The sequence below is a fragment of the Flavobacterium sp. NRK F7 genome (assembly GCF_024054195.1).
Lineage (GTDB): Bacteria > Bacteroidota > Bacteroidia > Flavobacteriales > Flavobacteriaceae > Flavobacterium.
On sequence record NZ_JAMXLB010000001.1, the window covers coordinates 881,198 to 904,558 of the forward strand.

Consider the following 23,361-nt stretch of genomic DNA (forward strand, 5'->3'; position numbering starts at 1 on the left):
GAACCATTTTATGCATTTACAAATTACAACCACACAATTAGAACAGTTTTACGAACAAGGTTTTGTAAAAATAGAAAATTGTTTGTCTCTAGCATTATTACAAAAATTGCGTACTTTTTTCGATGAGGTAATAGCTGATGAAAATGACTTCCAAAAAGTAACCATTTCTGTTGGAGAAAAAAAGTTCATTACGAATGTGGAATTGTTGTGTTATAAAAATAATTTAGCCTGTTTAGAATTGTTGGGCTTACCTTTTTTATTAGACATGGCTCAAAAAATTTGCGGGCCCGATTTTTTTGCGATTCAAGAATTTGCGGTAATTAAAAACTCGGGTGACCAATTACCTGTTTTATGGCATCAAGATATGATGCACCAACGCACAGGCAATTGCTTTACGGTGGGCATTTATGTAGATGATGCACATGCAGGTGATGGTGCTTTAAAAGTGGTTCCCAAAAGCCATTTGAGTTCAAAAGCCATTTGTGAATTGGCACAAGATGAAGCTATTGAAGTGCCTATGAAAGCAGGTGATATTTTGGTTCACGATATGATGTTGGCGCATAGTTCGGGTATTTTGCAAAAGAATGAAAAAAGACGTGTCATTTATTTTGAATTTTTATCAGCCAAACAAGTCGCTACAGAAGAAATTTATACAGCTGAATTAGTGGCAAATAGAACCCAACTGTTAGCTGTTGCCACCAGTTATTACCACTTGCAAAATCCTTTATTGCCACAATTTCAGTGGGAAAAAGAGGTAACTTGCTATGAAAACGAAGCGCAAATTAGAACCGCTTTACATGGTATTTATGCAATGCCAATTCACGCCAAGCCGTCTAATTATTGTTTTGAATTACCCAAATAATTCGCTAACTACATCTTCAATTTTGGATACTAAAACCACTTTGATAGCGGTATTTTTTAAGGTAATTTTATTGTGTTTTGAAACCAAAATAGTAGTAAAACCTAGTTTTTCTGCTTCTTGAATGCGTTGGTCTATTCGGTTAACAGGTCTAATTTCACCTGAAAGACCTACTTCACCTGCAAAACAAAAACCTTCTTCAATACTGATGTCTTCGTTTGAAGATAAAATAGCAGCCACAACAGCCAAATCAATAGCAGTATCATCAACTGAAATCCCTCCTGTAACATTCAAAAAAACATCCTTCATACCTAAACGAAAACCTGCTCTTTTCTCTAAAACAGCTAAAATCATGTTCAAACGTTTGGCATTATATCCTGTCGTACTTCGCTGCGGTGTTCCGTAAACTGCCGAACTTACTAAAGATTGAATTTCGATCATTAAAGGACGCATTCCTTCCAATGTACAAGCAATTGCTGTTCCTGATAAAGCCTCTTCTTTGTGCGAAATTAAAATTTCAGATGGATTGTCTACTTCTCGTAAACCATTGCCTAGCATTTCATAAATACCTAGTTCCGCTGTGGAGCCAAAACGGTTTTTTAGAGAACGCAAAATACGATACACGTGATTACGATCGCCTTCAAATTGGAGTACCGTATCCACCATATGTTCCAAAATTTTTGGACCAGCAATAGTACCGTCTTTAGTAATATGGCCAATTAAAATTACAGGAACATTCGTCTCTTTAGCAAATTTAATCAGTTCTGCGGTACATTCTCTAATTTGAGAAATACTACCTGCTGAAGATTCTATATAATCGGTGTGTAAGGTTTGTATCGAATCTATAATGACAATTTCTGGTTCCATTTCCTGAATTTGTCTGAAAATATTTTGTGTTTTGGTTTCTGTAAGAATGTAACAATTGTCGCTATTGGGAACAATACGTTCCGCACGCATTTTAATTTGTTTTTGACTTTCTTCACCAGAAACATATAAAGTTTTATAAGGTAATTTTAAAGAAATTTGAAGTAAAAGCGTACTTTTTCCAATTCCTGGTTCTCCTCCTAAAAGGGTTAAAGAACCAGGAACTAAACCACCACCTAATACACGATTCAATTCGTTGTCTGTGGTGTTGAGTCGGATTTCTTGTGCCGAATCAATTTCTTTAATTAATAAAGGTTTAGGTGCTTTGGATACCGAATTGCTTTCTGTTTTCCATGCCTTTTTTTCTTCTTTTTGAAAGACTTCTTCTACAATGGTATTCCATTCTTTACAGGCATGACATTGACCTTGCCATTTAGAAAAAGAAGTCCCACAATTCTGACAAAAAAAAGCTGTTTTTACCTTAGCCATATTTTTTATTCTTCTTCTTTTTTCTCTTCACTCCCTTCTTCAGGAGCAGGTTCAACATATTCTTCTACTGTTGAAGCATCTTCTTTACCTTTTAAGCTTTCGGCTTTATCTAGCATAAAAGATTTAGTTATTTCTCTAATTTCCTCTAAAGTATAGCCTTTTCGGTATTCTTTAATCGCTTTTTTAAACTCTCCCGATTTTTCGTAATACAATGCTTGGTGATAGGTGCCTAAAGTAGTTTTAGGATAATGTTTGTCGGCATATTTTCCTAATTCTTGTAATTCAAAGTACGCTTTGTTTTTTAAAATTGCTGCTTCAATTGCTTTGAAATCAGTTAATCTTGGTTTTAATTTTAAGCCAAATTTTTCTTCTAACTTCGTGTATTTATCAATTAAATATTGCGTATAACCTTTGTCAAGAGTAGCAATTTTATCTTTGTATTCCATCATAGAGATAGGTTGGTACCCATCATAAATAAAATACAAAGCTTGAGGAATAGCTAATGCTACTAGAGAGTAATGACTTGCTCCTTTAAATTGATCAAAACGATAATTAAACGTTTTATTTGGAATGGGAGCAATCATTTTATCAAGAGCTTTAGCTCCATCATTAATATCTGTCAGGTCACCTTGACCTATGGCATGATAATAGAAAATTGGTTTTTTGATTAGAGGTAAACGTTCTGCTACTCTTGTAATCATTTGTGGAGCCAATTCTGCTCCAAGTGAAATATAAGCATTAAAGACTGGGTCATCTTTGTATAAATAAAAATTTAAGAAACCAGCTGTTGTGTCATGACCAGCAATAATTCGGAAAGGTTGTGTTCTGTACTTGCCTTCAATATAAGGTAATAACTCAAATCCAATAAACTCAAAGAAACTAGCTCCTTTTCCAGAAGGCAAACCAGTTTGGTCATAATCACTATCATCAAAACGTTGTTCGCCATAATTTTGATTGATGGCAACGATGATTGTCTCTGGTAAATCATCCCAATAATTACCATATTTTAAGTTTCCTTCAAACGGGTTTAAAAGATATTCGCCATCTAACAAGACTAGAACTGGATATTTTTTTTCCACATCAGCTTCATAATTTCCAGGAAGGGAAACGGTAAATGTTCTTTCTCCTCCTAATTTTTTTGATGGGATAGATTCGGTTATTCTTTGTGAAAAAGCGAATGAAGTTACTAAAGTAAATAGTAAAAGAAATTTCGTTTTCATAACGTTATAAGTTAGTTTGAGTTTATGGCAATAGTTTTCAATTTTGCTTAAAAGTAGAATTGAAAATATGTGGCAATATACTAATTAATTTTTATTGAGAAGATGTAAAAATAAATAAGAAAGTAGCCCAAGAACTATAGTTAAAATGGTTTGGGATGTCCAAATGATCCAACCTAATGCTGTTCCCGCTTCTTCTGCTATTCCGTATAATAATAAGACTTTTGAAATAGAAATGGGAAAAGCGCCAATTCCACCGTTGGTAAAACCAACAGCAACGGTTCCGAAAATAAATCCCATAATAACGATTTCAAATGAAATTGATGCGGTTTCGGGTATTGAGAATACACAAACATAAAACATCATTAAATAAGAGAACCAAATAAAAAGGGAATGGCCTAAATACTTCCATTTCGTTTTCATTTTTAAAATGCTTGTCATTCCCTCAGCAAGGCCATTGAATTTACTTTTAATTTTAAGAATAAGAGGCCATTTTGCCCATCTCCATAAAAACAAAAATACAATGATTCCTAAAATTAAAATTCCAGTTAATAAAGCAATTTTTTGAGGAGAAATATGAGAAAAGATAAAGGTGTTTATAGTGTCAAATTGAATAATAAATGCTGTTAAGACAAAAAGCAAGAAAATAAGTAAATCGACTACTCTTTCTGCTACAATAGTTCCAAAACCTTTATCAAAAGGGACACCTTCATACTTTTTTAAAATAACAGCTCGACTAATTTCTCCTGATCTAGGTATAGTTAGATTTAATAAATAAGAGATACTTACTGCAAAAAAAGAATTATAAAATTTAGGTTGGTATCCTAAATGATTAAGAGAATATTTCCATCGGTATGCTCTTGACCAATATCCAAAAAGAGAAATGAAAACAGACAGAAAAACATAAAAATAGTTGGCATTTTTAAAATAATTCTTAATCTGTTCTAACTCCGTTTCACTAAATGAGGAAAATTGATAATAAATTAATACTATTCCAATTAAAAGTGGAATAGTAGTCTTTAAAATTTTTTTAAAAGAAAAAGTCAAAATTAGGTCAATGAATTATCCTTTTCATTTGGGAAAACCAAAGTAGGCTTGAATTTTTTAGCTTCTTCAAATTCCATTGAAGCATAAGAAATAATGATGATGATGTCACCTCGATGTACCTTTCTTGCTGCTGGTCCATTTAGTGTTATTTCACCTGTATTTCTTGGGCCTTTGATGGCATAGGTTTCTAAGCGCTCCCCATTATTAATGTTAACGATTTGTACTTTTTCACCTTCTATGATATTTGAAGCTTCCATTAAGGTTTCATCAATGGTGATACTTCCAATATAATTCAAATCAGCACCAGTTACAGTTACCCTATGAATTTTCGATTTTACTACTTGAATATGCATGCTGCAAAGTTAATTATTTTGAATAAATTAATTATTTTTTTTTATGAAATCTATTTTTTGTTTTTTAATACATTGGAATGTTATCTATGAGTCTAATGTTTTCTATAAAAACAGCAATAAAACCTCTGTATTTTTTACTATTGTCTTTCTTTTGGCAAATACTAAGCGTTTTTTCATCCGCAATTTCAAAGTACTCTAATTTGAAATCTGGGTGCTTTTTAAAGGCTTTTTCTGCTATTTTAGTAGTTTCTTGAGCAGATTTTGTGATAAAATTTTGTTTGGCTTCCTGTAAAGTTTCATAGATAAAAGAAGCTTTTTTTCGAGCTTCTGGAGAAAGTCGTTCGTTTCTTGAGCTCATGGCTAAACCACTAGGCTCTCTAAAAATGGGACAACCTATAATTTGAACAGAAAGCTGGAATTTTTCAACCAATTTTTTTACAATTTGTAATTGTTGGAAGTCTTTTTCGCCAAAATATGCTTTATTCGGAGTAATAATTTCAAACAAACGTTTTACAATCGTACCCACTCCGTCAAAATGGCCTAATCGATGTTTGCCTTCCATTTTTAATTCTAAACCATCGTAATCAAATGATTCAGACGCTAATTTTTCTTCATAAATATCATCAACATCAGGCGCGTAAACCAGTAGAGTTTCGCTTAAAGTTTTCATTTTAGCTACATCGGCGTCAAGTGTTCTAGGATATTTTTCTAAATCTTCAATATTGTTAAATTGTGTGGGATTTACAAAAATGCTTACCACTACGATGTCATTTTCTTTTAGAGCTTGTTCCATTAAAGAAAGATGTCCTTGATGAAGCGCTCCCATTGTAGGAACAAAACCAATAGTTTTATTTGCTTCAATTATGTTACTTAAATGCAGAGATAAAACTTTCTTTTGAGTGAAAACGAGCATGCCTTTTTGTATTAATTAGGATGCAAACTTACTATTTTACTAGATAAATCCATAAATTTTTGTAATTTTGCATGTTTTTTAAAAACAAATGTTAAACAAAATAAATTATGGAAGAAAAGAGGATATTGTACGTATCATCTGAAGTGGTGCCTTATTTAGCAGAGAACGAAGTTTCCCTACAATCATATGAATTTCCAAAAATGATTAATGATATAGGTGGTCAAATAAGAATTTTCATGCCACGATATGGAAATATTAATGAAAGAAGACATCAGCTACACGAAGTTATTCGTTTATCAGGAATGAATTTAGTGGTGAATGATATGGATATGCCTCTAATTATTAAAGTAGCTTCTATTCCCAAAGAGAGGATTCAGGTTTACTTTATTGATAATGACGAGTATTTTAAAAGAAAAGCAACTTTTACAGATGAAGAAGGGGTATTGTATCCAGATAATGATGAAAGAGCCATCTTTTTTGCTAAAGGAGTTGTTGAGACGGTTAAGAAATTAAATTGGGTTCCTGATGTTATTCATGTTCATGGTTGGATGGCTTCTTTATTACCTGTTTATTTAAAACACTATTATAAAAACGAAGGTATTTTTGCAGAGACAAAAATTATTACTTCTGTATACAATTTAGGTTATGAAGGGGAGCTAAATTCAGAATTAGTAGGTAAAATGAGTTTTGATAATATTTCAAAAGAAGTAACCAAAGACATTCAAAGTCCGAATTATGAAAATCTAATGAAACTCACTATTGATCATTCAGATGGTGTCGTAGTTGGATCAGAAGGCTTGAATCCAACTTTAACAAAATATATAGAAACTTCAGGAAAACCTTTTTTACCTTTCGCCTCTAAAGATAAAATTAGTGCTATGTATACTGAATTTATCAAAGAACATATTTTATAAATTACCTTTTTAATTGCATGAGAAAAATCGTTTTAAAGAGTGCTCTATTGTTGAGTGTAATGTTTTTAATTTCTTGTGACCAAGATTTTAATACTATAGGATCGGATGTTATTGGAGATGATCATTTTGGACTAGAAAAAAAAGAGGATGTTAATGTAATTGCATATACAAAAAGAACAGGTCAAGTGCAATCTAATAATTTGCCTTCCAACATGTTGGGTTATTATTCAGATCCGTTTTTTGGAACAACTAAGGCTAGCTTTGTGACCCAATTAACGTTAGCAAGTGTGAATCCAAATTTTGGTTTTGAAGCCGATATTACAACTACAGATTCGGTTTATTTATATGTTCCTTATTTGAGCAAACAAACTGCCACTGGTTCAGGAAATGAGCCTAATACTTATGAATTAAATTCAACATATGGTGAAGATTTTGAAACAGCAACCTTTGATTTGAAAATTTATAAAAGTGATTATTTTTTAAGAGATTTTGGAACCAATCCAGAAGAACGTCAAAAATATTATTCTGGAGCAACTGATAGGAGTTTGGTAGAAGCAAATCTTGATGGTGTTCCTTTGAATGAGTTTACTGGAGCTTTAGCTTCAGAAACGACTGCCTTTAAATTTAGTAAAGAAGAAATTATAATTTATAAAAGAAATGCAGCTGGTGATTTTTTGGATAGTAGTGGGAATGTTACTACCGATGAATCTGCTAGAGTAGTGAGTCAAAGATTGGCTCCTGGAATGTGGATAAATCTTGATCCACTTCGTTTTAAAGATATTATTCTGAATGCGTCTTCATCGGATTTGATAAACAATAATATATTTAAAGAATATTTTAAAGGGTTGTATTTTCAAATGACTGAAAATAATCCTGATGAAGATGCTCTTGCGTATTTGGATTTTTCAAAAGGATATATCATGATGCAATATCATTCTAAAGATACAGATGAAGCTACTGCTGAAGTAAAAAAGAAATCGGTTCGAATTAATATGACAGGAAATACTATTAATTTCTTTCAGAATAATTTTTCTTCAGCTTATGAAACTGCTTTGAACAATTCTAATAGCACTACAGGTGATGAATTATTGTATATGAAAGGCAATGATGGTTCGGTTGTATTTATTGATTTATTTGGTCCAGATACAGATGCTAATGATGTCCCTGATCAATTGGAGCAATTAAGATCTGAAAAAATATTGGTAAATGATGCTTTTTTGACTTTTTATGTTAAAAATGATGGGCAAAAAAACGCCACAAGAATTTATTTATATGATGCTACAAATAACGCACCTTTATTAGACTATATTTTTGATAGTTCTACAGCAACTGATCCTAAAAACAACAAATTATTATTTGGAGGAATTTTAGAAGTAGACGAAGATAATGAAGATTTAGGAGTTAAATTTAAAATTAGAATTAGAAGTCATATTAATAACATAATAAATGGTGATAATCCAGATACAAATAAAAATGTTAGATTAGGATTATCAGTTACCGATAATATTGCAAATTCTTCTAGTTATGATGTTTTTGATTCTGTAAATTTTGGAAATGAAAAATTGCCAATCGCTTCAATTATAAGTCCATTAGGTACTATTGTTTATGGTAATACTACTACGGATGAATCTAAAAAACTAAAGCTAGAAATTTATTATACCAAACCTAATTAATTATTTTTATGTGTGGAATTGTAGGTTATATAGGGCATAGAGATGCATATCCAGTTTTAATCAAAGGTTTAAAAAGATTAGAATATAGAGGATATGATAGTGCTGGTATTGTACTGTATGATGGTACAGATACTAAATTGTCAAAAACAAAAGGTAAAGTTTCAGATTTGGAAATTAAAGCTGAAAAAGAAAATACTAAAGTTGGTAAAATTGGTATGGGTCACACACGTTGGGCAACACATGGAGTTCCTAATGATGTAAATTCACACCCGCATTATTCTAATTCTGGAAATTTGGTAATCATACATAATGGGATTATAGAAAACTATGAACCTATTAAGAAAGAATTAATTAAAAGGGGTTATAGTTTTCAGTCAGATACCGACACTGAGGTTTTGGTCAATCTAATTGAAGATGTTAAAAAGAAAGAAAATGTAGGCTTAGGTAAAGCGGTTCAAATTGCTCTTAACCAAGTAGTTGGCGCTTATGCAATTGCTGTTTTTGACAAGCAAAAGCCTGATGAAATTGTAGTTGCTAGACTAGGAAGTCCATTAGCAATAGGTATAGGAGAAGATGAGTTTTTTATCGCTTCCGATGCTACTCCTTTTATAGAATACACATCCAATGCTATTTATTTAGAAGATGAAGAAATGGCCATTGTGCGCTTACATAAACCTATGAAGGTTCGTAAAATTAAAGACGATTCTTTAGTAGACCCTTATGTTCAAGAGTTGCAAATGAACTTAGAGCAAATTGAAAAAGGGGGTTATGAGCATTTTATGTTGAAAGAGATTTATGAACAACCCAATGTTATTAAAGACACTTACAGAGGTAGGCTTTTGGCGAATAAAGGAATTATTCAGATGGCTGGCGTCGAAGATAATATTGAAAAGTTCTTAAATGCTGAACGTATTATAATTGTTGCTTGCGGAACGTCATGGCATGCTGGGTTAGTAGCAGAATATATAATTGAAGAATTTGCAAGAATACCAGTAGAGGTTGAGTATGCTTCTGAATTTAGATACAGAAACCCAATCATTAGTAAAGACGATGTGGTTATAGCAATATCCCAATCAGGAGAGACAGCAGATACTTTGGCTGCAATTAAATTGGCTAAAGAAAATGGGGCTTTTGTGTTTGGTGTATGTAATGTAGTAGGGTCTTCAATTTCAAGAGAAACAAATGCAGGGGCTTACACACATGCGGGGCCTGAAATTGGTGTGGCTTCAACAAAAGCATTTACTACGCAAATTACTATTTTAACTTTATTGGCTTTGCGATTAGCTAAGGCAAATGGTAAAATGGCGAATTCAGATTATCAAAGATATTTATTAGAATTGGAATTAATTCCAGAAAAAGTTGCCGAAGCACTACATACAAATGAGGTTGCTAAAGAAATTGCAAAAATTTATAAAGACGCCCCAAATTGCTTGTATTTAGGGAGAGGGTATAATTTTCCAGTAGCTTTAGAAGGAGCTTTAAAATTAAAAGAAATCTCTTATATACATGCTGAGGGTTATCCTGCTGCAGAAATGAAACATGGTCCTATTGCATTAATTGATGAGTCAATGCCAGTTGTGATTATAGCGCCAAACAAAGGGCATTATGATAAAGTGGTTAGTAATATTCAAGAAATTAAATCGAGAAGTGGTAAAATTATAGCAGTTGTCACCAAAGGAGATGTTCAAGTGAAAGCCTTGGCAGACCACGTGATTGAAATACCAGAAACTACAGAGGCATTAACCCCTTTATTAACAACAATTCCATTGCAATTACTGTCCTATCATATTGCAGTAATGAGAGGTTGTAATGTGGATCAACCTAGGAATTTAGCAAAATCAGTTACTGTAGAATAGCAATAAAAAAGCGAAAATTTAAATTTTCGCTTTTTTATTGCAAAAAATTCAAAAAATAAATTGCAAAAGTGTCGACAAAAAAACTATCTTTGCACTCTGAAAAATAGAAGAGTTTTTCAATACTAAATAGCTATTTAATAAATACATAAGCAATGTCTAAAGTTACAGGAAAAGTTGCAAAAATTATCGGACCAGTTGTTGACGTGGTATTTAACACGGAAAATGCTGAGCTTCCTAAAATTTATGATTCATTAGAAATCACTAAAACAGACGGAACAAAATTAGTATTAGAAGTACAATCTCACATTGGTGAAGATACTGTTCGTACTATCTCTATGGATTCTACAGACGGTTTGTCTAGAGGACAAGAAGTTGTTTCTTTAGGAACACCAATTCAGATGCCTATTGGTTCTGAAGTGTTTGGTCGTTTATTTAATGTTATTGGTGATGCAATTGACGGTTTAGGTGATTTACCTAAAGAAGGAGCAAATGGTTTACCAATTCACAGACCAGCACCAAAATTTGAAGATTTATCAACTTCTACAGAAGTTTTATTTACAGGTATTAAAGTAATTGACTTAATTGAGCCTTATGCAAAAGGAGGAAAAATTGGTCTTTTTGGAGGTGCTGGAGTAGGTAAAACGGTATTAATTCAAGAGTTGATTAATAATATCGCTAAAGGTCACGGAGGACTTTCTGTATTTGCAGGAGTTGGTGAAAGAACACGTGAAGGAAATGATCTTTTAAGAGAAATGTTAGAATCAGGAATTATCAAATATGGTGATGATTTCATGCATTCTATGGAAAATGGTGGATGGGACTTAACAAAAGTGGACAAGAATATCATGAAAGATTCTAAAGCTACTTTCGTTTTTGGTCAGATGAATGAGCCACCAGGAGCACGTGCTCGTGTAGCTTTATCTGGATTAACTATTGCTGAATATTTCCGTGATGGAGCTGGAGATGGTCAAGGGAAAGATGTACTATTCTTCGTAGATAATATCTTCCGTTTTACACAAGCTGGTTCTGAAGTGTCTGCGTTATTAGGACGTATGCCATCTGCGGTAGGTTACCAACCTACATTAGCAACTGAGATGGGAGCTATGCAAGAGCGTATTACGTCTACTAAAACAGGTTCTATTACATCTGTACAAGCAGTTTATGTACCTGCGGATGACTTAACTGACCCTGCGCCAGCAACTACGTTTGCTCACTTAGATGCAACAACCGTATTGTCTCGTAAAATTGCTGAGTTAGGTATTTATCCTGCGGTGGATCCTTTAGATTCTACTTCTCGTATTTTAACTCCAGAGATTTTAGGTAAAGATCATTATGCTTGTGCGCAAAGAGTAAAAGAAATTTTACAACGTTACAAAGAATTACAAGATATTATTGCTATCCTAGGTATGGAAGAATTATCTGAAGATGATAAGTTAGTAGTATCTAGAGCGCGTCGCGTACAACGTTTCTTATCTCAACCTTTCCACGTAGCGGAACAGTTTACAGGTATTCCAGGTGTATTAGTAGATATCAAAGAAACTATTAAAGGTTTTAACATGATTATGGATGGTGAATTAGATCACTTGCCAGAAGCTGCATTCAACCTTAAAGGTTCTATTGAAGAAGCTATCGAAGCTGGAGAGAAAATGTTGGCAGAAGCGTAATAGAATTATGAATTGCGAATTATTAATTTCCGTAATTTGTGATTTTAAATTCGTATTTAATTAAAAAATTATGATTTTAGAAATAGTATCGCCAGAAGCAACATTATTTAAAGGAGAAGTTACCTCTGTAGCAGTTCCTGGAGTAAATGGTGAATTCCAGATGTTAAATAATCACGCTCCTATAGTGTCTTTATTAACAAAAGGAAACGTTAAGATTAATGCTCAAAACATAGTTATTGAAAAAGAATTTGTTTCTAAATTCAATAAAGTGAATGAGCAAACATTTTGGTTGCCAATTAATTCAGGTACTATCGAGATGAAAGATAATAAAGTGATTGTTTTAGCTGACTAAAATAATTACTTTCAAACTTATATAAGCCTTGCAATTTGTAGGGCTTATTTTTTTTTGCAATATTTGCGATGAAACAAACAATACGTAAACTATGAAAAAAATAGTGTTATTAACCTTTATTTTGAGTTCTTATTTTGCTTTTTCTCAAAATAGTTGGCAAGAATTAATGCATACTAAAGAAGCCAATTTTTTTGTCATTCAAAATGATTTTAATGTATATTACAATCAGCATATGGTTGATTCTAAAAAAATTCCGAAAGGAAAAGGAATCAAACAATTTAAACGATGGGAATATTATTGGCAACAAAGAGTAGATGCAAATGGAAATTTTCCAAAGAACGGTAGTGTATTAGAAGAAATCCAAAAATATAGAAACACTAAAGGTACTTACTCTAATAGAGCTACAACACCGTCTGGAAATTGGCAAATAGTAGGTCCTGTGGCTTCTCCAAATAATGGTACAGGACAGCTTAATGGAAGTGGTCGTTTAAATTGTATCGCATTTCACCCTACAGATGCCAATGTAATTTATGTAGGTGCTCCTTCAGGAGGCTTTTGGAAATCTATAGATAATGGAACAACTTGGGCTGAATTTTCAAGTGGATTAACGCGTTTGGGGGTCTCTTCAATTGCAATCAATCCTACAAATCCTAATATTATTTACATTGGAACAGGTGATCGGGATAGTGGTGATGCTCCAGGTTATGGAGTATGGAGAAGTTTAGATGGTGGTGTTAGTTGGAGTCCTCAGAATACAGGAATGGGGAATAGAACAGTTTATGAATTACTTATAAATCCTTTAGATCCAAATAATTTAATTGCTACTACAAATGGGAGTAGAATTTACAGAAGTACAGATGGAGGTGCCAATTGGACATTTGCATCAACAAGTACAGCAATGAAAGATATAGCTTTTAAACCTGGAGATCCAAATACCATATATGCATCAGGTACTTCCTTTGAGGTTTCTACAGATAACGGACTTTCCTTCACCCAAATTACAAGTGGCGTGCCTACAGGAACGCAACGTATGGCTTTAGCGGTATCTGAAAATCAACCCAATTGGGTATATTTGTTAGCTGGAGGAGGTAGCGGTTTAGTAGGGATTTATCGTTCTACAGATAGTGGTACTAGCTTTGTCGCCACAACTACAACACCCAATATTTTAGGATATCAAACCGATGGTTCTGATACAGGTAGTCAAGCCTGGTATGATTTAGTAATAGTTGCAGATCCAACAGACGCTAACGTTATCTACACTGGTGGAGTTAATCTTTGGAAATCTACTGATGGTGGTTCAACGATGAATTGTGTGTCCTATTGGGTAGGTCCAAGTGGATTAATTGATGGTGTTCATGCCGATCAACATGCATTAGAATTTTCTCCACATACAAATAACTTATATAATGGAAATGATGGGGGAATTTATTATACAACTGATGGAGGTGTCAACTGGAAAGATATTAGTAGTGGTTTGGGAATTGCCCAAATATATAAAATAGGAGTTGCTCAAACTATAGAAAACACTGTAATTAATGGATATCAAGATAATGGTACTTCAGTTAATAGAGGTGGAATATTTACTACTGAAATTGGAGGTGATGGAATGGAGTGTATCATTGATCCAACTGATGCTAATTATATGTATGGAGCACTTTATTATGGAGATATTAGAAGATCTGCTAATGGAGGTGTCACTTTTTCTATTATCTCTGGGTCAATATCGGAAACAGGAGCTTGGGTTACTCCTTATAAATTAGACCCTAATGAGCCAAATAGAATGTTTGCTGGATATGATAATATTTGGAGAAACGATGCTGTAAAAACAGGGACAACATGGACCCAAATTTCTAGTTTTGGAGGAACTTCAAATATCACAGATTTAGCTATTGCTCCTTCTAATAGTAATATTATGTATGTAGCTAGAAGTGCTTCAGATCGTTTTTATAGTACTACAAATGCGTTAGCTGCAACACCAACATGGACTGATTTAACTGCAAATTTACCTGTAGCGTCTACACCAAAAGATATAGAAATTGACCCTATAGATGCAAATCATTTATTCATTGCTCTTGGAAATGATATTTATGAATCTACTAATGCTGGATTAAATTGGACAAACATTTCAGGAACACTACCCAATATCTCATTAAATACCATTGTTATAGATTCAGGGAGTTCTGTAGCTGCAATGTATGTAGGTATGGATGTAGGAGTGTACTATAAAGACAATACGTTGTCAGATTGGGTTTCTTATAGTTCTGGTTTAGCCAATCTCGAAATTACAGAATTAGAAATATATACGAATGCTACTGAATGTAAAAGTAAACTATATGCGGCAACTTATGGGCAAGGATTGTGGGTTTCTGATTTAAAAGATCCTGGAACAATTGCACCAACTGCTTGTTTTGCAGCAGCTACAACTAAGGGGTGTACTGGGACAAATTTCGTCTTTGAAGACAAATCTGATTTTTCACCAACCTCTTGGTCTTGGACAATTACACCTTCCACATTTATTTATAGTAACGGAACTTCGGCAAGCTCACAAAACCCCGAAGTTATATTTACTAATGCAGGTTTATACACTGTAGAATTAACCGTTACAAATTCAAATGGATCCAATACCAATACAAAAATATCCTATATTGAAATTGAAGCAGGTGTAGTAGCAACTAATTTTAATGAAGATTTTGAAAGTGAAGTTTTATGTTCCGTAGCAAGTGATTGCGGAACAACAGTATGTAGCCTAACTGGTTTTTGGAATAACCTTACCAATGGAACTGAAGATAATATAGATTGGAGAGTAGATGAAGGAGGAACACCGTCTGCTAATACTGGGCCAACTATTGACTTTAATCCTGGAACAGCAGCAGGAAATTATCTTTATCTTGAAGCATCTGGTAGCTGTAATGATCAAATCGCTATTTTAGAAAGTCAATGCATGATTGTCGATCAAGGATATGATTTTATTTTTGGTTATCATATGTATGGAACTAATACTGGGAGTCTTCATATAGATTTATTTTCTGATGGATTTTGGCAGGAAGATATTATTACTTCTTTTTCAGGTGATTTAGGAAATATTTGGAATACTGCAACAGTTAACTTAAATCCATACATTGGTAAAACAATAAAAATAAGGATTAGAGGGATTATTGGTAATGGTTTTGCTTCTGATATAGCTATTGATGATATTCAATTGGTTCCTAAATGCGGAACGACTACTACTTGGAATGGTGTAGCTTGGTCAAATGGTACGCCAACAGAAACCAATGTAGTTGTTTTAAATGGGAATTACAATACGAGTGTAAATTCAAGTTTTTCTTGTTGTACTTTGGAAATAAATTCTGGTTTCGTTTTGAACATTGAAGATTCCAATTATGTTAAAGTAGTAAATGAAATTATAAACAATGGAACTTTAAACGTAAAAAATAAGGGTTCTTTAATTCAAGTGAATGATCTAGATGCTAATGTGGGTACCATTTCTTATGAAAGAATAGCGAGTATTCGACTATTAGATTATGTTTTTTGGTCATCACCAATCAAAGATTTTAATGTTGACGCAATTTCACCTTTAACACCTTCGGATAAAATTTTTAAATGGGAACCTCTAGTGGTGAATCCAAATGGAGCACAAGGTTTTTGGGTCAATACTTCGTCAGAAATTATGCCTTCAGGAGTAGGGTATATTGTAAGAGGTCCGAGCGACTTTACCGCTGTTGCTCAAGATTTTACAGCTGTATTTACTAATGGAGCGCCTAATAATGGAGCTATTAAAGTGCCTATTTCTAGAGGAAGTTATACAGGACTAGATTATACAGGAACAAATGGAACAGTAATTACTCGTTTTGATGACAATTGGAATTTAATTGGAAATCCCTATCCTTCTTCTATAAATGCTTTGGATTTTTTAAATTTAAATAGTGCTAAAATAGAAGGTGCTGTTCGTATTTGGACACATGGAACTTTACCAAGTGCAGGTAATTCAGATCCTTATTACGGGGATTATGTTTCGAATTATTCTGTATCCGATTTTATTGTACACAATGGCACTGGAACGGTTAGCGGGCCATCAGGGTTTAACGGATTTATTGCAGGAGGTCAATCCTTTATGGTGCTTATGAATGACGGACCCACGCTTTCTGATGAAATTGATTTTAATAATTCACTTCGAAGTGAATCGTATCTAAATAATCAGTTTTACAGATATAATACAGAAAATGAAAAAAGTAGAATTTGATTAGATGTATCCAATAGTGACAATCAGTCGGATAGAACCTTAATTGGATTTGTAACTGGTGCTACTAATGATAGGGATCGATTATATGATGCATTTACAAAAGTGGAACATAACCAGCAACGCATCTATTCTTTTGTAGGGAATGATAAAATGACAATTCAAGGTTTTGCTTTACCTTTCTCTGAAGAAATAACGATTCCAATTGGAGTAAGTATTCCAACAGCCGGAAATTATAAAATTGGTATCGCTGCAGTAGATGGTATGTTTACCAATACCCCGGTTTTTTTAGCAGATTTACTTTTAAATACAGTAACCGATATTACAAATCAGCCTTATTCTTTCTATGCTGAAGCTAATGAAATTAACAATCGTTTTGTGTTACAATTTACCAACACCTTACTTTCAAACACAGATTTTATAGCTGATTTTAATGAAGTTGTTGTAGAAAATAATCCATTGCGAATTACGTCAAGTAGAGAATTAATAAAAGAAATTGAAATTTATGACGTATTAGGAAGAAAACTTTTTGAAAAAAAGAATATAAATGCGTTACAAGTTGAAGGAAGTAGTTTAATACCAACCAATAACTTAATACTAATTAAAGTGAAATTAAATTCTAATAAAACGATTGTAAAGAAAACCCTTTTTTAATACAATCAATTGATAAAATATAACCTAAATAAAGTCTTGTTTTTGCAAGACTTTATTTATTTTTGAACTATGAATTTACCAAAATCATTACTTGAAAAACTTCATTTTCGTAAAGAAAATAATGCTTTACGTGTATTAAAAAAGCAATCTCAAGGCATTGATTTTGCCAGTAATGATTATTTAGGGTTTTCCCAAAATGAAGCTATTTTTAATAAAGTGCACCAGTATTTGGCAACTAAAAAAATAATTCGAAACGGAGCTACTGGTTCTAGATTATTGTCAGGAAATCATGAAATATATTTTGAAACAGAATCTTTCATTGCTCATTTTCATCAATCAGAAGCCGCTTTAATATATAATTCGGGTTATGATGCTAATGTGGGGTTTTTTAGTGCAGTTCCGCAACGAAATGATGTTGTGCTTTATGATGAATTGTGCCATGCCTCAATTCGTGATGGAATTCAACTGAGTTTGTCTAGAGCGTATAAGTTTAAGCATAATGATTTAAGTGACTTAGAAAAACTCTTGCAACGTTTTACTACTAGCGCTACTGAAATTTATATAGTTACTGAGTCCGTATTTTCCATGGATGGAGATAGTCCTAATATTGAAGAATTAGTCGCAATTTGTGAAAAATATAATGCATTATTAGTGATTGATGAAGCCCATGCATTAGGTGTTTTTGGTCATGAAAAAGGATGTAGTGGTGAAGGTTTAGTACAACAATACCAACTGCAGGACAAAGTTTTCGCTAGAATAATGACGTTTGGAAAAGCGTTAGGTTGTCATGGAGCTGCTATTTTAGGAAGTCAGGATTTAATAGAGTACCTCGTTAATTTTAGTAGAAGCTTAATTTATACGACTGCTCTTTCACCACATTCTGTAGCAACAATCTTAATTGCATATCAAGAATTAGCGGTTAGTCATACAACAATAAAAAAGCTAGAAGAGAACGCAATATATTTTAATACTTATAGTTCACTCTTACAAATATCCATTTCTAATTCTTCAATAAAATCAATAGTCATTCCCGGAAATGAAAAAGTAAAAGAAATAGCTTCTTATTTGCAGGAAAATGGCTTCGATGTAAAACCCATATTATCTCCTACAGTTCCAGAAGGACAAGAAAGACTTCGGTTTTGTTTGCATGCGTATAATACAAAAAATGAGATGGAAAAAGTAATAACGCTTCTCAAAAAGAAATTATCCTAGATTGAAACTCTTTTTTAATTGTCTTTTATAGTATTCTTCCCGACCTTTGTCTAAACTATTTACCATTTATAAAATGAAACTATTTATCACAGGAATCGGAACCGATGTTGGAAAAACAATTGCTTCCGCTATTGTTGTAGAAGCGCTAAAAGCGGATTATTGGAAACCCATACAAGCTGGTGACTTAGATACTTCTGATACGCATAAAATAAAACAATATATTTCGAATCCGGTAACTGCATTTCATCCTAATAGCTATGCACTAACTACACCGGCAAGTCCTCATTTTGCTGCGGAAAAGGATGGAATAATTATCCAATTGGAACAAATTCTGGAACCTGTGACTGAAAACCATTTGGTTATAGAAGGAGCTGGAGGAATTTTGGTACCTCTAAATAACGAAGCAACTATAATCGATTTAATTCAGCCGGATTACAAGGTAATTGTAGTTTCAAGACATTATCTAGGCAGCATCAATCATACTTTACTTACTGTTGAAGCTTTACAAAACAGAAAGATTCCAATTGCTGGAATCATTTTTAATGGAGATGAAAATGAAGCAACAGAAGCTATTATTCTTTCAAAAACACAGTTGACTTGTTTAGGAAGGATTGAAAACGAACCTTACTTTGATACCAATGTCATTCGTTATTATGCCGATAAATTCAAAGAAAGTCTTTTAAATATTAAATAATAGTAAAATTAGAACAGAGAAAAGGAAACAGACTTTTATCTTTGTACTCAATTTGATTCTAACTTCTGATTTCTAAATTCTAACTTCAATATGACACTTTCAGAAAAAGATACCTTATACAATTGGCATCCTTATACACAACATAAAACGGCTTTTTCTCATCCTGTAATTATAAAAGGACAAGGCGCTTTACTTTGGGATGAACATGGAAAAGAGTTTATTGACGCTATTGCGAGTTGGTGGGTAAATCCATTTGGTCATTCTAACACCTATCTTGCGCAAGCGATATACAATCAATTAACACAATTAGAACATGTTTTATTCGGTGGCTTTACACATGAACCAGTTATTCGTCTTTCAGAAAAATTAAGTCAGATTTTACCGTCTAATCAAAAGAAGTTTTTTTATTCTGATAATGGTTCTACTGCAGTGGAAGTAGCCATCAAAGCTTCCTTGCAGTATTTTTATAATAAAGGACAAAAACGCACCAAAATAATTGCCTTCGAAAATGCTTTTCACGGAGACACTTTTGGAGCTATGGCTGCAAGCGGAATTTCCTTTTTTACTGATGCGTTTCAAGGTTCTTTGTTAGAAGTTGTTCGAGTTCCTGTACCAACTGAAGGAAATGAGACAAAAACATTAAAAGCTTTAAAAGCCTTATTGGAAACCAACGAATACGCTGCTTTTATCTTTGAACCTTTGGTACAAGGCGCAGCAGGAATGGTCATGTATTCGGCAACTGTTTTGGATCAGTTAATAGCACTTGCAAAAGAATATCAAGTCTTTACAATTGCAGACGAAGTCATGACAGGCTTTGGTAAAACGGGTAAAAATTTTGCTTGTGATTACTTGGAGCAACAACCCGATATGATGTGTTTGTCAAAAGCCTTAACTGGAGGAACAATTCCAATGGCAATTACAAGCTTTACACAAGAAATTTTTGATGCTTTTTATGATGATGATACAAACAAAGCTTTATTTCATGGACATACTTTTACAGCAAATCCAACAGGTTGTGCAGCGGCATTAGCTGCTATTGAATTGTTGCAAACCGAAGAAATACAAGGCAATATCAATCAAGTGAACCAACACCATTTAGCATTTGCGGAACGTATTAAAAACCATCCTAAAGTGCAAACTACTCGTGTTTTAGGGGTAATTTTTGCATTAGAAATAAAAGTAGAAGGGAAACAGGATTATTATGGAACACTTCGTAATACTTTATATGATTTTTTTATAAGAAAAGGAATCATTTTAAGGCCTGTTGGGAATATAATATACATTTTGCCACCATACATTATCAATGATGTACAATTAGCGCAAGTATATAGCGCTATAGAAGAAGCATTAATCTTGATTTAATTTTGTAAGGAACAAATGTCTCGGTATATTTGCATTCCATTTTCCTGCTGTGCACTATATCTTTTCTTTCGATTGTATCTCAAGAAAAGGATGTCGTTTCCATCAGGGTTATTCGAAAAACCATAAACCTTTTGAATCAAAAAATTGCCATAACCGCTTTAGCATCAATTTCCGCATTAGGAAATGAAAAATCAACCATTTGGAACCACTATCTAAAGGATAAAACGGCTATTACCGAAAAAGAAATTGGGAAACAAAAAAATTGGGTTGCAACGCTTCCAAAAGAGATAAAAGCAGAAATTAAAGCGCTTCAAGAATCTGATGCAAAATATCGTAACTTAGATCTTTCGGTTTTATATGCTCTATATGTTTCGAGACAGTTGATGCAACAAACCGGTTGGGAAAAAGAAACAGTTTTTGGTATTAATATAGGCTCATCAAGAGGAGCAACCACATTATTTGAAAAATTTCATTCCGAATTTATTACAACTAATAAAGTAAGTACTTTGGCTTCACCTACAACAACTCTAGGAAATATTTCGAGTTGGGTAGCCAATGATTTGCAAAGTTCTGGACCAGAAATTTCGCATTCCATTACCTGTTCCACTTCCTTGCATGCGTTATTAAATGGTGTAGCTTGGATGCAGGCAGGTATGGTTGAAAAATTTATCATTGGGGGTTCAGAAGCACCTTTAACGCCTTTTACTATAGCTCAAATGAAAGCGTTGAACATTTATTCAAAAAAAAGGGGTGATTATCCATGTAGAGCTTTTGATTTGAATAAAAAGGAAAACACAATGGTCTTGGGAGAAGGTGCTAGTGTAATTGCTTTGGAAACAGGAGAAAAGAATAATGCCTTGGCTTATGTGGAAAGTGTTGGCTATGCAACAGAAATTTTAGAACACAATATTTCCATTTCAACAGAAGCCGATTGTTTTCAAAAATCGATGCTAATGGCTTTAAAAGAAACAGCTTTTAATGAAGTAGATGTAGTAGTGATGCATGCACCAGGAACCATAAAAGGAGATGTTTCTGAATATAAGGCCATTCAAAAAGTATTTGGAGAAAAGCTCCCTTTTTTAACCACAAACAAGTGGAAATTAGGACATACTTTTGGAACTTCTGGAATGTTGAGTCTTGAATTAGGAATACTTATGTTAGAACATCAAAAAGCAATTCCGATTCCATTTTACGAACAAGAATTACCCAAACAAATTAGAAAAGTGCTGGTAAATGCCGTAGGATTTGGAGGAAATGCGGTGAGTATTTTACTATCAAAATAAAGATAAATATGGATGCAATAATTAGTTATAAAAAAGAAATTCCTTTTGTAAAGCGTTTTTTTGGAATAGTACTTGTCCTTTTAGGAATTACTATGTTTTTAATAACCGGAAGTTTTATGGCTTTAATTTTCATTGTAATTGGATTGGGTTTGAATGTTGCTGAAGGTTCTGAGATTAATTTGCCTGCAAAAACTTTTAGAACATTTAATTCCTTGTTTGGATTTAAAATGGGACGTTGGGAAAGTATTCCAAATTTTGAATATGTGTCTGTTTTTAAAACAAAAGAAAGCCAAACGGTAAGAGTAGTTACCGCTGAAACCACTCAAAAATATGATATTATTTTAGTTAATTTATTTTATAATAGGAATAAACATATTACTTTTTACAAAACAAATGATATTAAAAAAGCATTTGAAGTAGCAGATCATTTTAAGTTAGCTTTAGATATTGACATTTTAGATGCAACTGGTAAAGAAAAAAAATGGTTATAAAAAAAGTCCTGCAATTGCAGGACTTTACACTTTCTAGGTAATCAAAAAATAATTATGTATTATTCGATAACTACTACCTGAGCAGCTACTTTACCTTTTCTTCCTTCTTCTTCTTCGTAATTCACTCTTTCTCCTTGAGTTAATGATTCAACTCTCATTCCACTAGCGTGTACGAAAATGTCTTTTCCAGTTTCTTCATCAGTGATGAAACCGTAACCTTTTTCTTCATTGAAGAATTTAACTGTGCCTGTTCGCATGTTGTAATATAAAATAATTAATAATATCCAAAGATATACTTATTTATGAAACAAACACGATATTAATCGAAAAATTATTGATTTTCAGACTTTTCTCTGTTTTTATCGAGCTGAGAATTTAAGAATTCTTTTAATTTACTTTTTTTATATCGGTGAAGAATAAAAAGAGGCATTATTCCAAAAGCAATTATTAATACACCAATACCAATCCATTTATCACCTGATTTAGCAACTTCAGAATTCAAATAAGAACCATAGCCTAAAAAACTAAAAAAAAGGACAAGTAAAATGATTAAAATATATTTCATTGTTGTTGCTTACAGATTAAATTCATAACCTAAAATGAGATTGAAAGAATTTGTTTTTACAGTTCCATTGCCTTGAACAGGAACGTCACTTATGTTTTGTAAGCCTAAATTATCTCTCAATTCAACACTAAGTTTGTTTTTCTCATTTATTTTAAATTTTTTACCAATTCCTAGTGACCAACCGAAGTCTACCTTTTTAAAGATTTCATTACTGTCTTCATTTACTTTGTCGCCATCAACACGAGCAGTTGTATTTAGAAAAACACCTAAATAAGGTCCAGAATTAATATAAAAATGGCTTTCATTATCAAAATAATAACGAAACAAAATAGGCATGGTTAAATATTGTAAAGTTAGTTGTACTTTAACTTTGTTTGGATAAATGAATGGGTCATAATTATTAAAGTAATCATAATAGATTTCATTTTTAAAACTCTTATTATCATAATTTAAACCTGTAAAAATAGAAATTTTATTATTAATAGGTTTTTCAATCCCAATACCACCAACATAATTAAAATCATACTTGTTTTCTTCTGCAAAATCATTTCCCCTAATATTAGAAAATGTAAGCCCTGAAGAAACACTTAAAATAATTTTATTTTGAGCTTGTGTCAATAAATTTGCTAAAAAGAAAACAAGTAAGATTGTTTTTTTCATGG

21 protein-coding genes are annotated in these 23,361 nt (G+C 32.8%); 13 read left to right on the plus strand and 8 right to left on the minus strand.

The genetic code is table 11. The features are described from left to right. Positions 1-10 precede the first annotated feature (10 nt). Positions 11-862, plus strand: coding sequence for a phytanoyl-CoA dioxygenase family protein (locus NHF47_RS03715; RefSeq protein ID WP_252763671.1), 852 nt, complete (start codon positions 11-13; stop codon positions 860-862). Here NHF47_RS03715 and radA read toward each other — a convergent pair. From radA to panC, 5 genes are all read right to left on the minus strand, one after another. Then, on the minus strand, positions 851-2,212 hold the full coding sequence (radA, locus tag NHF47_RS03720) for a DNA repair protein RadA (protein WP_252763672.1): 1,362 nt from the start codon (positions 2,210-2,212) through the stop codon (positions 851-853). The genes NHF47_RS03715 and radA overlap by 12 nt on opposite strands. A 5-nt stretch (positions 2,213-2,217) precedes the next feature. Then, positions 2,218-3,432, minus strand: a complete 1,215-nt coding sequence (locus NHF47_RS03725) for an alpha/beta hydrolase (protein WP_252763673.1) — start codon at positions 3,430-3,432, stop codon at positions 2,218-2,220. 84 nt (positions 3,433-3,516) lie between these two features. Next, entirely contained in the window at positions 3,517-4,476 is a 960-nt protein-coding gene (locus NHF47_RS03730; RefSeq protein ID WP_252763674.1) for a lysylphosphatidylglycerol synthase transmembrane domain-containing protein, read from the minus strand. Positions 4,477-4,478: 2 nt separating this feature from the next. Next, positions 4,479-4,829, minus strand: coding sequence for an aspartate 1-decarboxylase (panD, locus tag NHF47_RS03735; RefSeq protein WP_252763675.1), 351 nt, complete (start codon positions 4,827-4,829; stop codon positions 4,479-4,481). A 64-nt stretch (positions 4,830-4,893) separates the two neighbouring features. After that, positions 4,894-5,742, minus strand: coding sequence for a pantoate--beta-alanine ligase (gene panC / locus NHF47_RS03740; protein WP_252763676.1), 849 nt, complete (start codon positions 5,740-5,742; stop codon positions 4,894-4,896). 107 nt (positions 5,743-5,849) lie between these two features. Here panC and NHF47_RS03745 point away from each other — a divergent pair, with 107 nt between their 5' ends. The 12 genes from NHF47_RS03745 (at position 5,850) to NHF47_RS03800 (ending at position 22,134) form a co-directional block, all read left to right on the plus strand. After that, positions 5,850-6,656 carry a glycogen/starch synthase gene (locus NHF47_RS03745; protein ID WP_252763677.1) on the plus strand — a complete coding sequence of 269 codons (807 nt, stop codon included), beginning with the start codon at positions 5,850-5,852 and terminating at the stop codon, positions 6,654-6,656. 17 nt (positions 6,657-6,673) lie between these two features. Next, on the plus strand, positions 6,674-8,329 hold the full coding sequence (locus tag NHF47_RS03750; RefSeq protein WP_252763678.1) for a DUF4270 domain-containing protein: 1,656 nt from the start codon (positions 6,674-6,676) through the stop codon (positions 8,327-8,329). A gap of 8 nt (positions 8,330-8,337) precedes the next feature. Next, on the plus strand, positions 8,338-10,185 hold the full coding sequence (gene glmS, locus NHF47_RS03755; protein ID WP_252763679.1) for a glutamine--fructose-6-phosphate transaminase (isomerizing): 1,848 nt from the start codon (positions 8,338-8,340) through the stop codon (positions 10,183-10,185). A 152-nt stretch (positions 10,186-10,337) separates the two neighbouring features. Then, positions 10,338-11,849, plus strand: coding sequence for a F0F1 ATP synthase subunit beta (gene atpD, locus NHF47_RS03760; RefSeq protein ID WP_252763680.1), 1,512 nt, complete (start codon positions 10,338-10,340; stop codon positions 11,847-11,849). Between the two features lie 70 nt (positions 11,850-11,919). After that, positions 11,920-12,201 (plus strand): F0F1 ATP synthase subunit epsilon, encoded by a 282-nt coding sequence (locus NHF47_RS03765; RefSeq protein ID WP_252763681.1) that lies wholly within the window; start codon positions 11,920-11,922, stop codon positions 12,199-12,201. Positions 12,202-12,292: 91 nt separating this feature from the next. After that, positions 12,293-16,441, plus strand: coding sequence for a PKD domain-containing protein (locus NHF47_RS03770; RefSeq protein WP_252763682.1), 4,149 nt, complete (start codon positions 12,293-12,295; stop codon positions 16,439-16,441). 102 nt (positions 16,442-16,543) lie between these two features. Then, positions 16,544-17,092: a T9SS sorting signal type C domain-containing protein gene (locus NHF47_RS03775; protein WP_252763683.1), complete on the plus strand. Its 549-nt coding sequence runs from the start codon at positions 16,544-16,546 to the stop codon at positions 17,090-17,092. Between the two features lie 69 nt (positions 17,093-17,161). Next, positions 17,162-18,304, plus strand: coding sequence for a pyridoxal phosphate-dependent aminotransferase family protein (locus tag NHF47_RS03780; protein ID WP_252763684.1), 1,143 nt, complete (start codon positions 17,162-17,164; stop codon positions 18,302-18,304). A gap of 73 nt (positions 18,305-18,377) precedes the next feature. Further along, the gene (gene bioD / locus NHF47_RS03785; protein ID WP_252763685.1) at positions 18,378-18,998 is read left to right on the plus strand and encodes a dethiobiotin synthase; all 621 of its coding nucleotides are present in this window, start codon (positions 18,378-18,380) and stop codon (positions 18,996-18,998) included. 90 nt (positions 18,999-19,088) lie between these two features. After that, on the plus strand, positions 19,089-20,360 hold the full coding sequence (gene bioA, locus NHF47_RS03790) for an adenosylmethionine--8-amino-7-oxononanoate transaminase (protein ID WP_252763686.1): 1,272 nt from the start codon (positions 19,089-19,091) through the stop codon (positions 20,358-20,360). A 131-nt stretch (positions 20,361-20,491) separates the two neighbouring features. Continuing rightward, positions 20,492-21,643: a beta-ketoacyl synthase N-terminal-like domain-containing protein gene (locus NHF47_RS03795; protein ID WP_252763687.1), complete on the plus strand. Its 1,152-nt coding sequence runs from the start codon at positions 20,492-20,494 to the stop codon at positions 21,641-21,643. 8 nt (positions 21,644-21,651) lie between these two features. Then, positions 21,652-22,134 (plus strand): hypothetical protein, encoded by a 483-nt coding sequence (locus tag NHF47_RS03800; RefSeq protein WP_252763688.1) that lies wholly within the window; start codon positions 21,652-21,654, stop codon positions 22,132-22,134. Positions 22,135-22,193: 59 nt separating this feature from the next. On the opposite strand, the gene NHF47_RS03805 is transcribed toward NHF47_RS03800, so the two are convergent. The 3 genes from NHF47_RS03805 to NHF47_RS03815 form a co-directional block, all read right to left on the minus strand. After that, the gene (locus NHF47_RS03805) at positions 22,194-22,391 is read right to left on the minus strand and encodes a cold-shock protein (RefSeq protein ID WP_140998596.1); all 198 of its coding nucleotides are present in this window, start codon (positions 22,389-22,391) and stop codon (positions 22,194-22,196) included. A gap of 74 nt (positions 22,392-22,465) precedes the next feature. After that, positions 22,466-22,699: a hypothetical protein gene (locus tag NHF47_RS03810; protein WP_252763689.1), complete on the minus strand. Its 234-nt coding sequence runs from the start codon at positions 22,697-22,699 to the stop codon at positions 22,466-22,468. 9 nt (positions 22,700-22,708) lie between these two features. Next, positions 22,709-23,359 carry a porin family protein gene (locus NHF47_RS03815; protein WP_252763690.1) on the minus strand — a complete coding sequence of 217 codons (651 nt, stop codon included), beginning with the start codon at positions 23,357-23,359 and terminating at the stop codon, positions 22,709-22,711. Between the last annotated feature and the right edge of the window lie 2 nt (positions 23,360-23,361).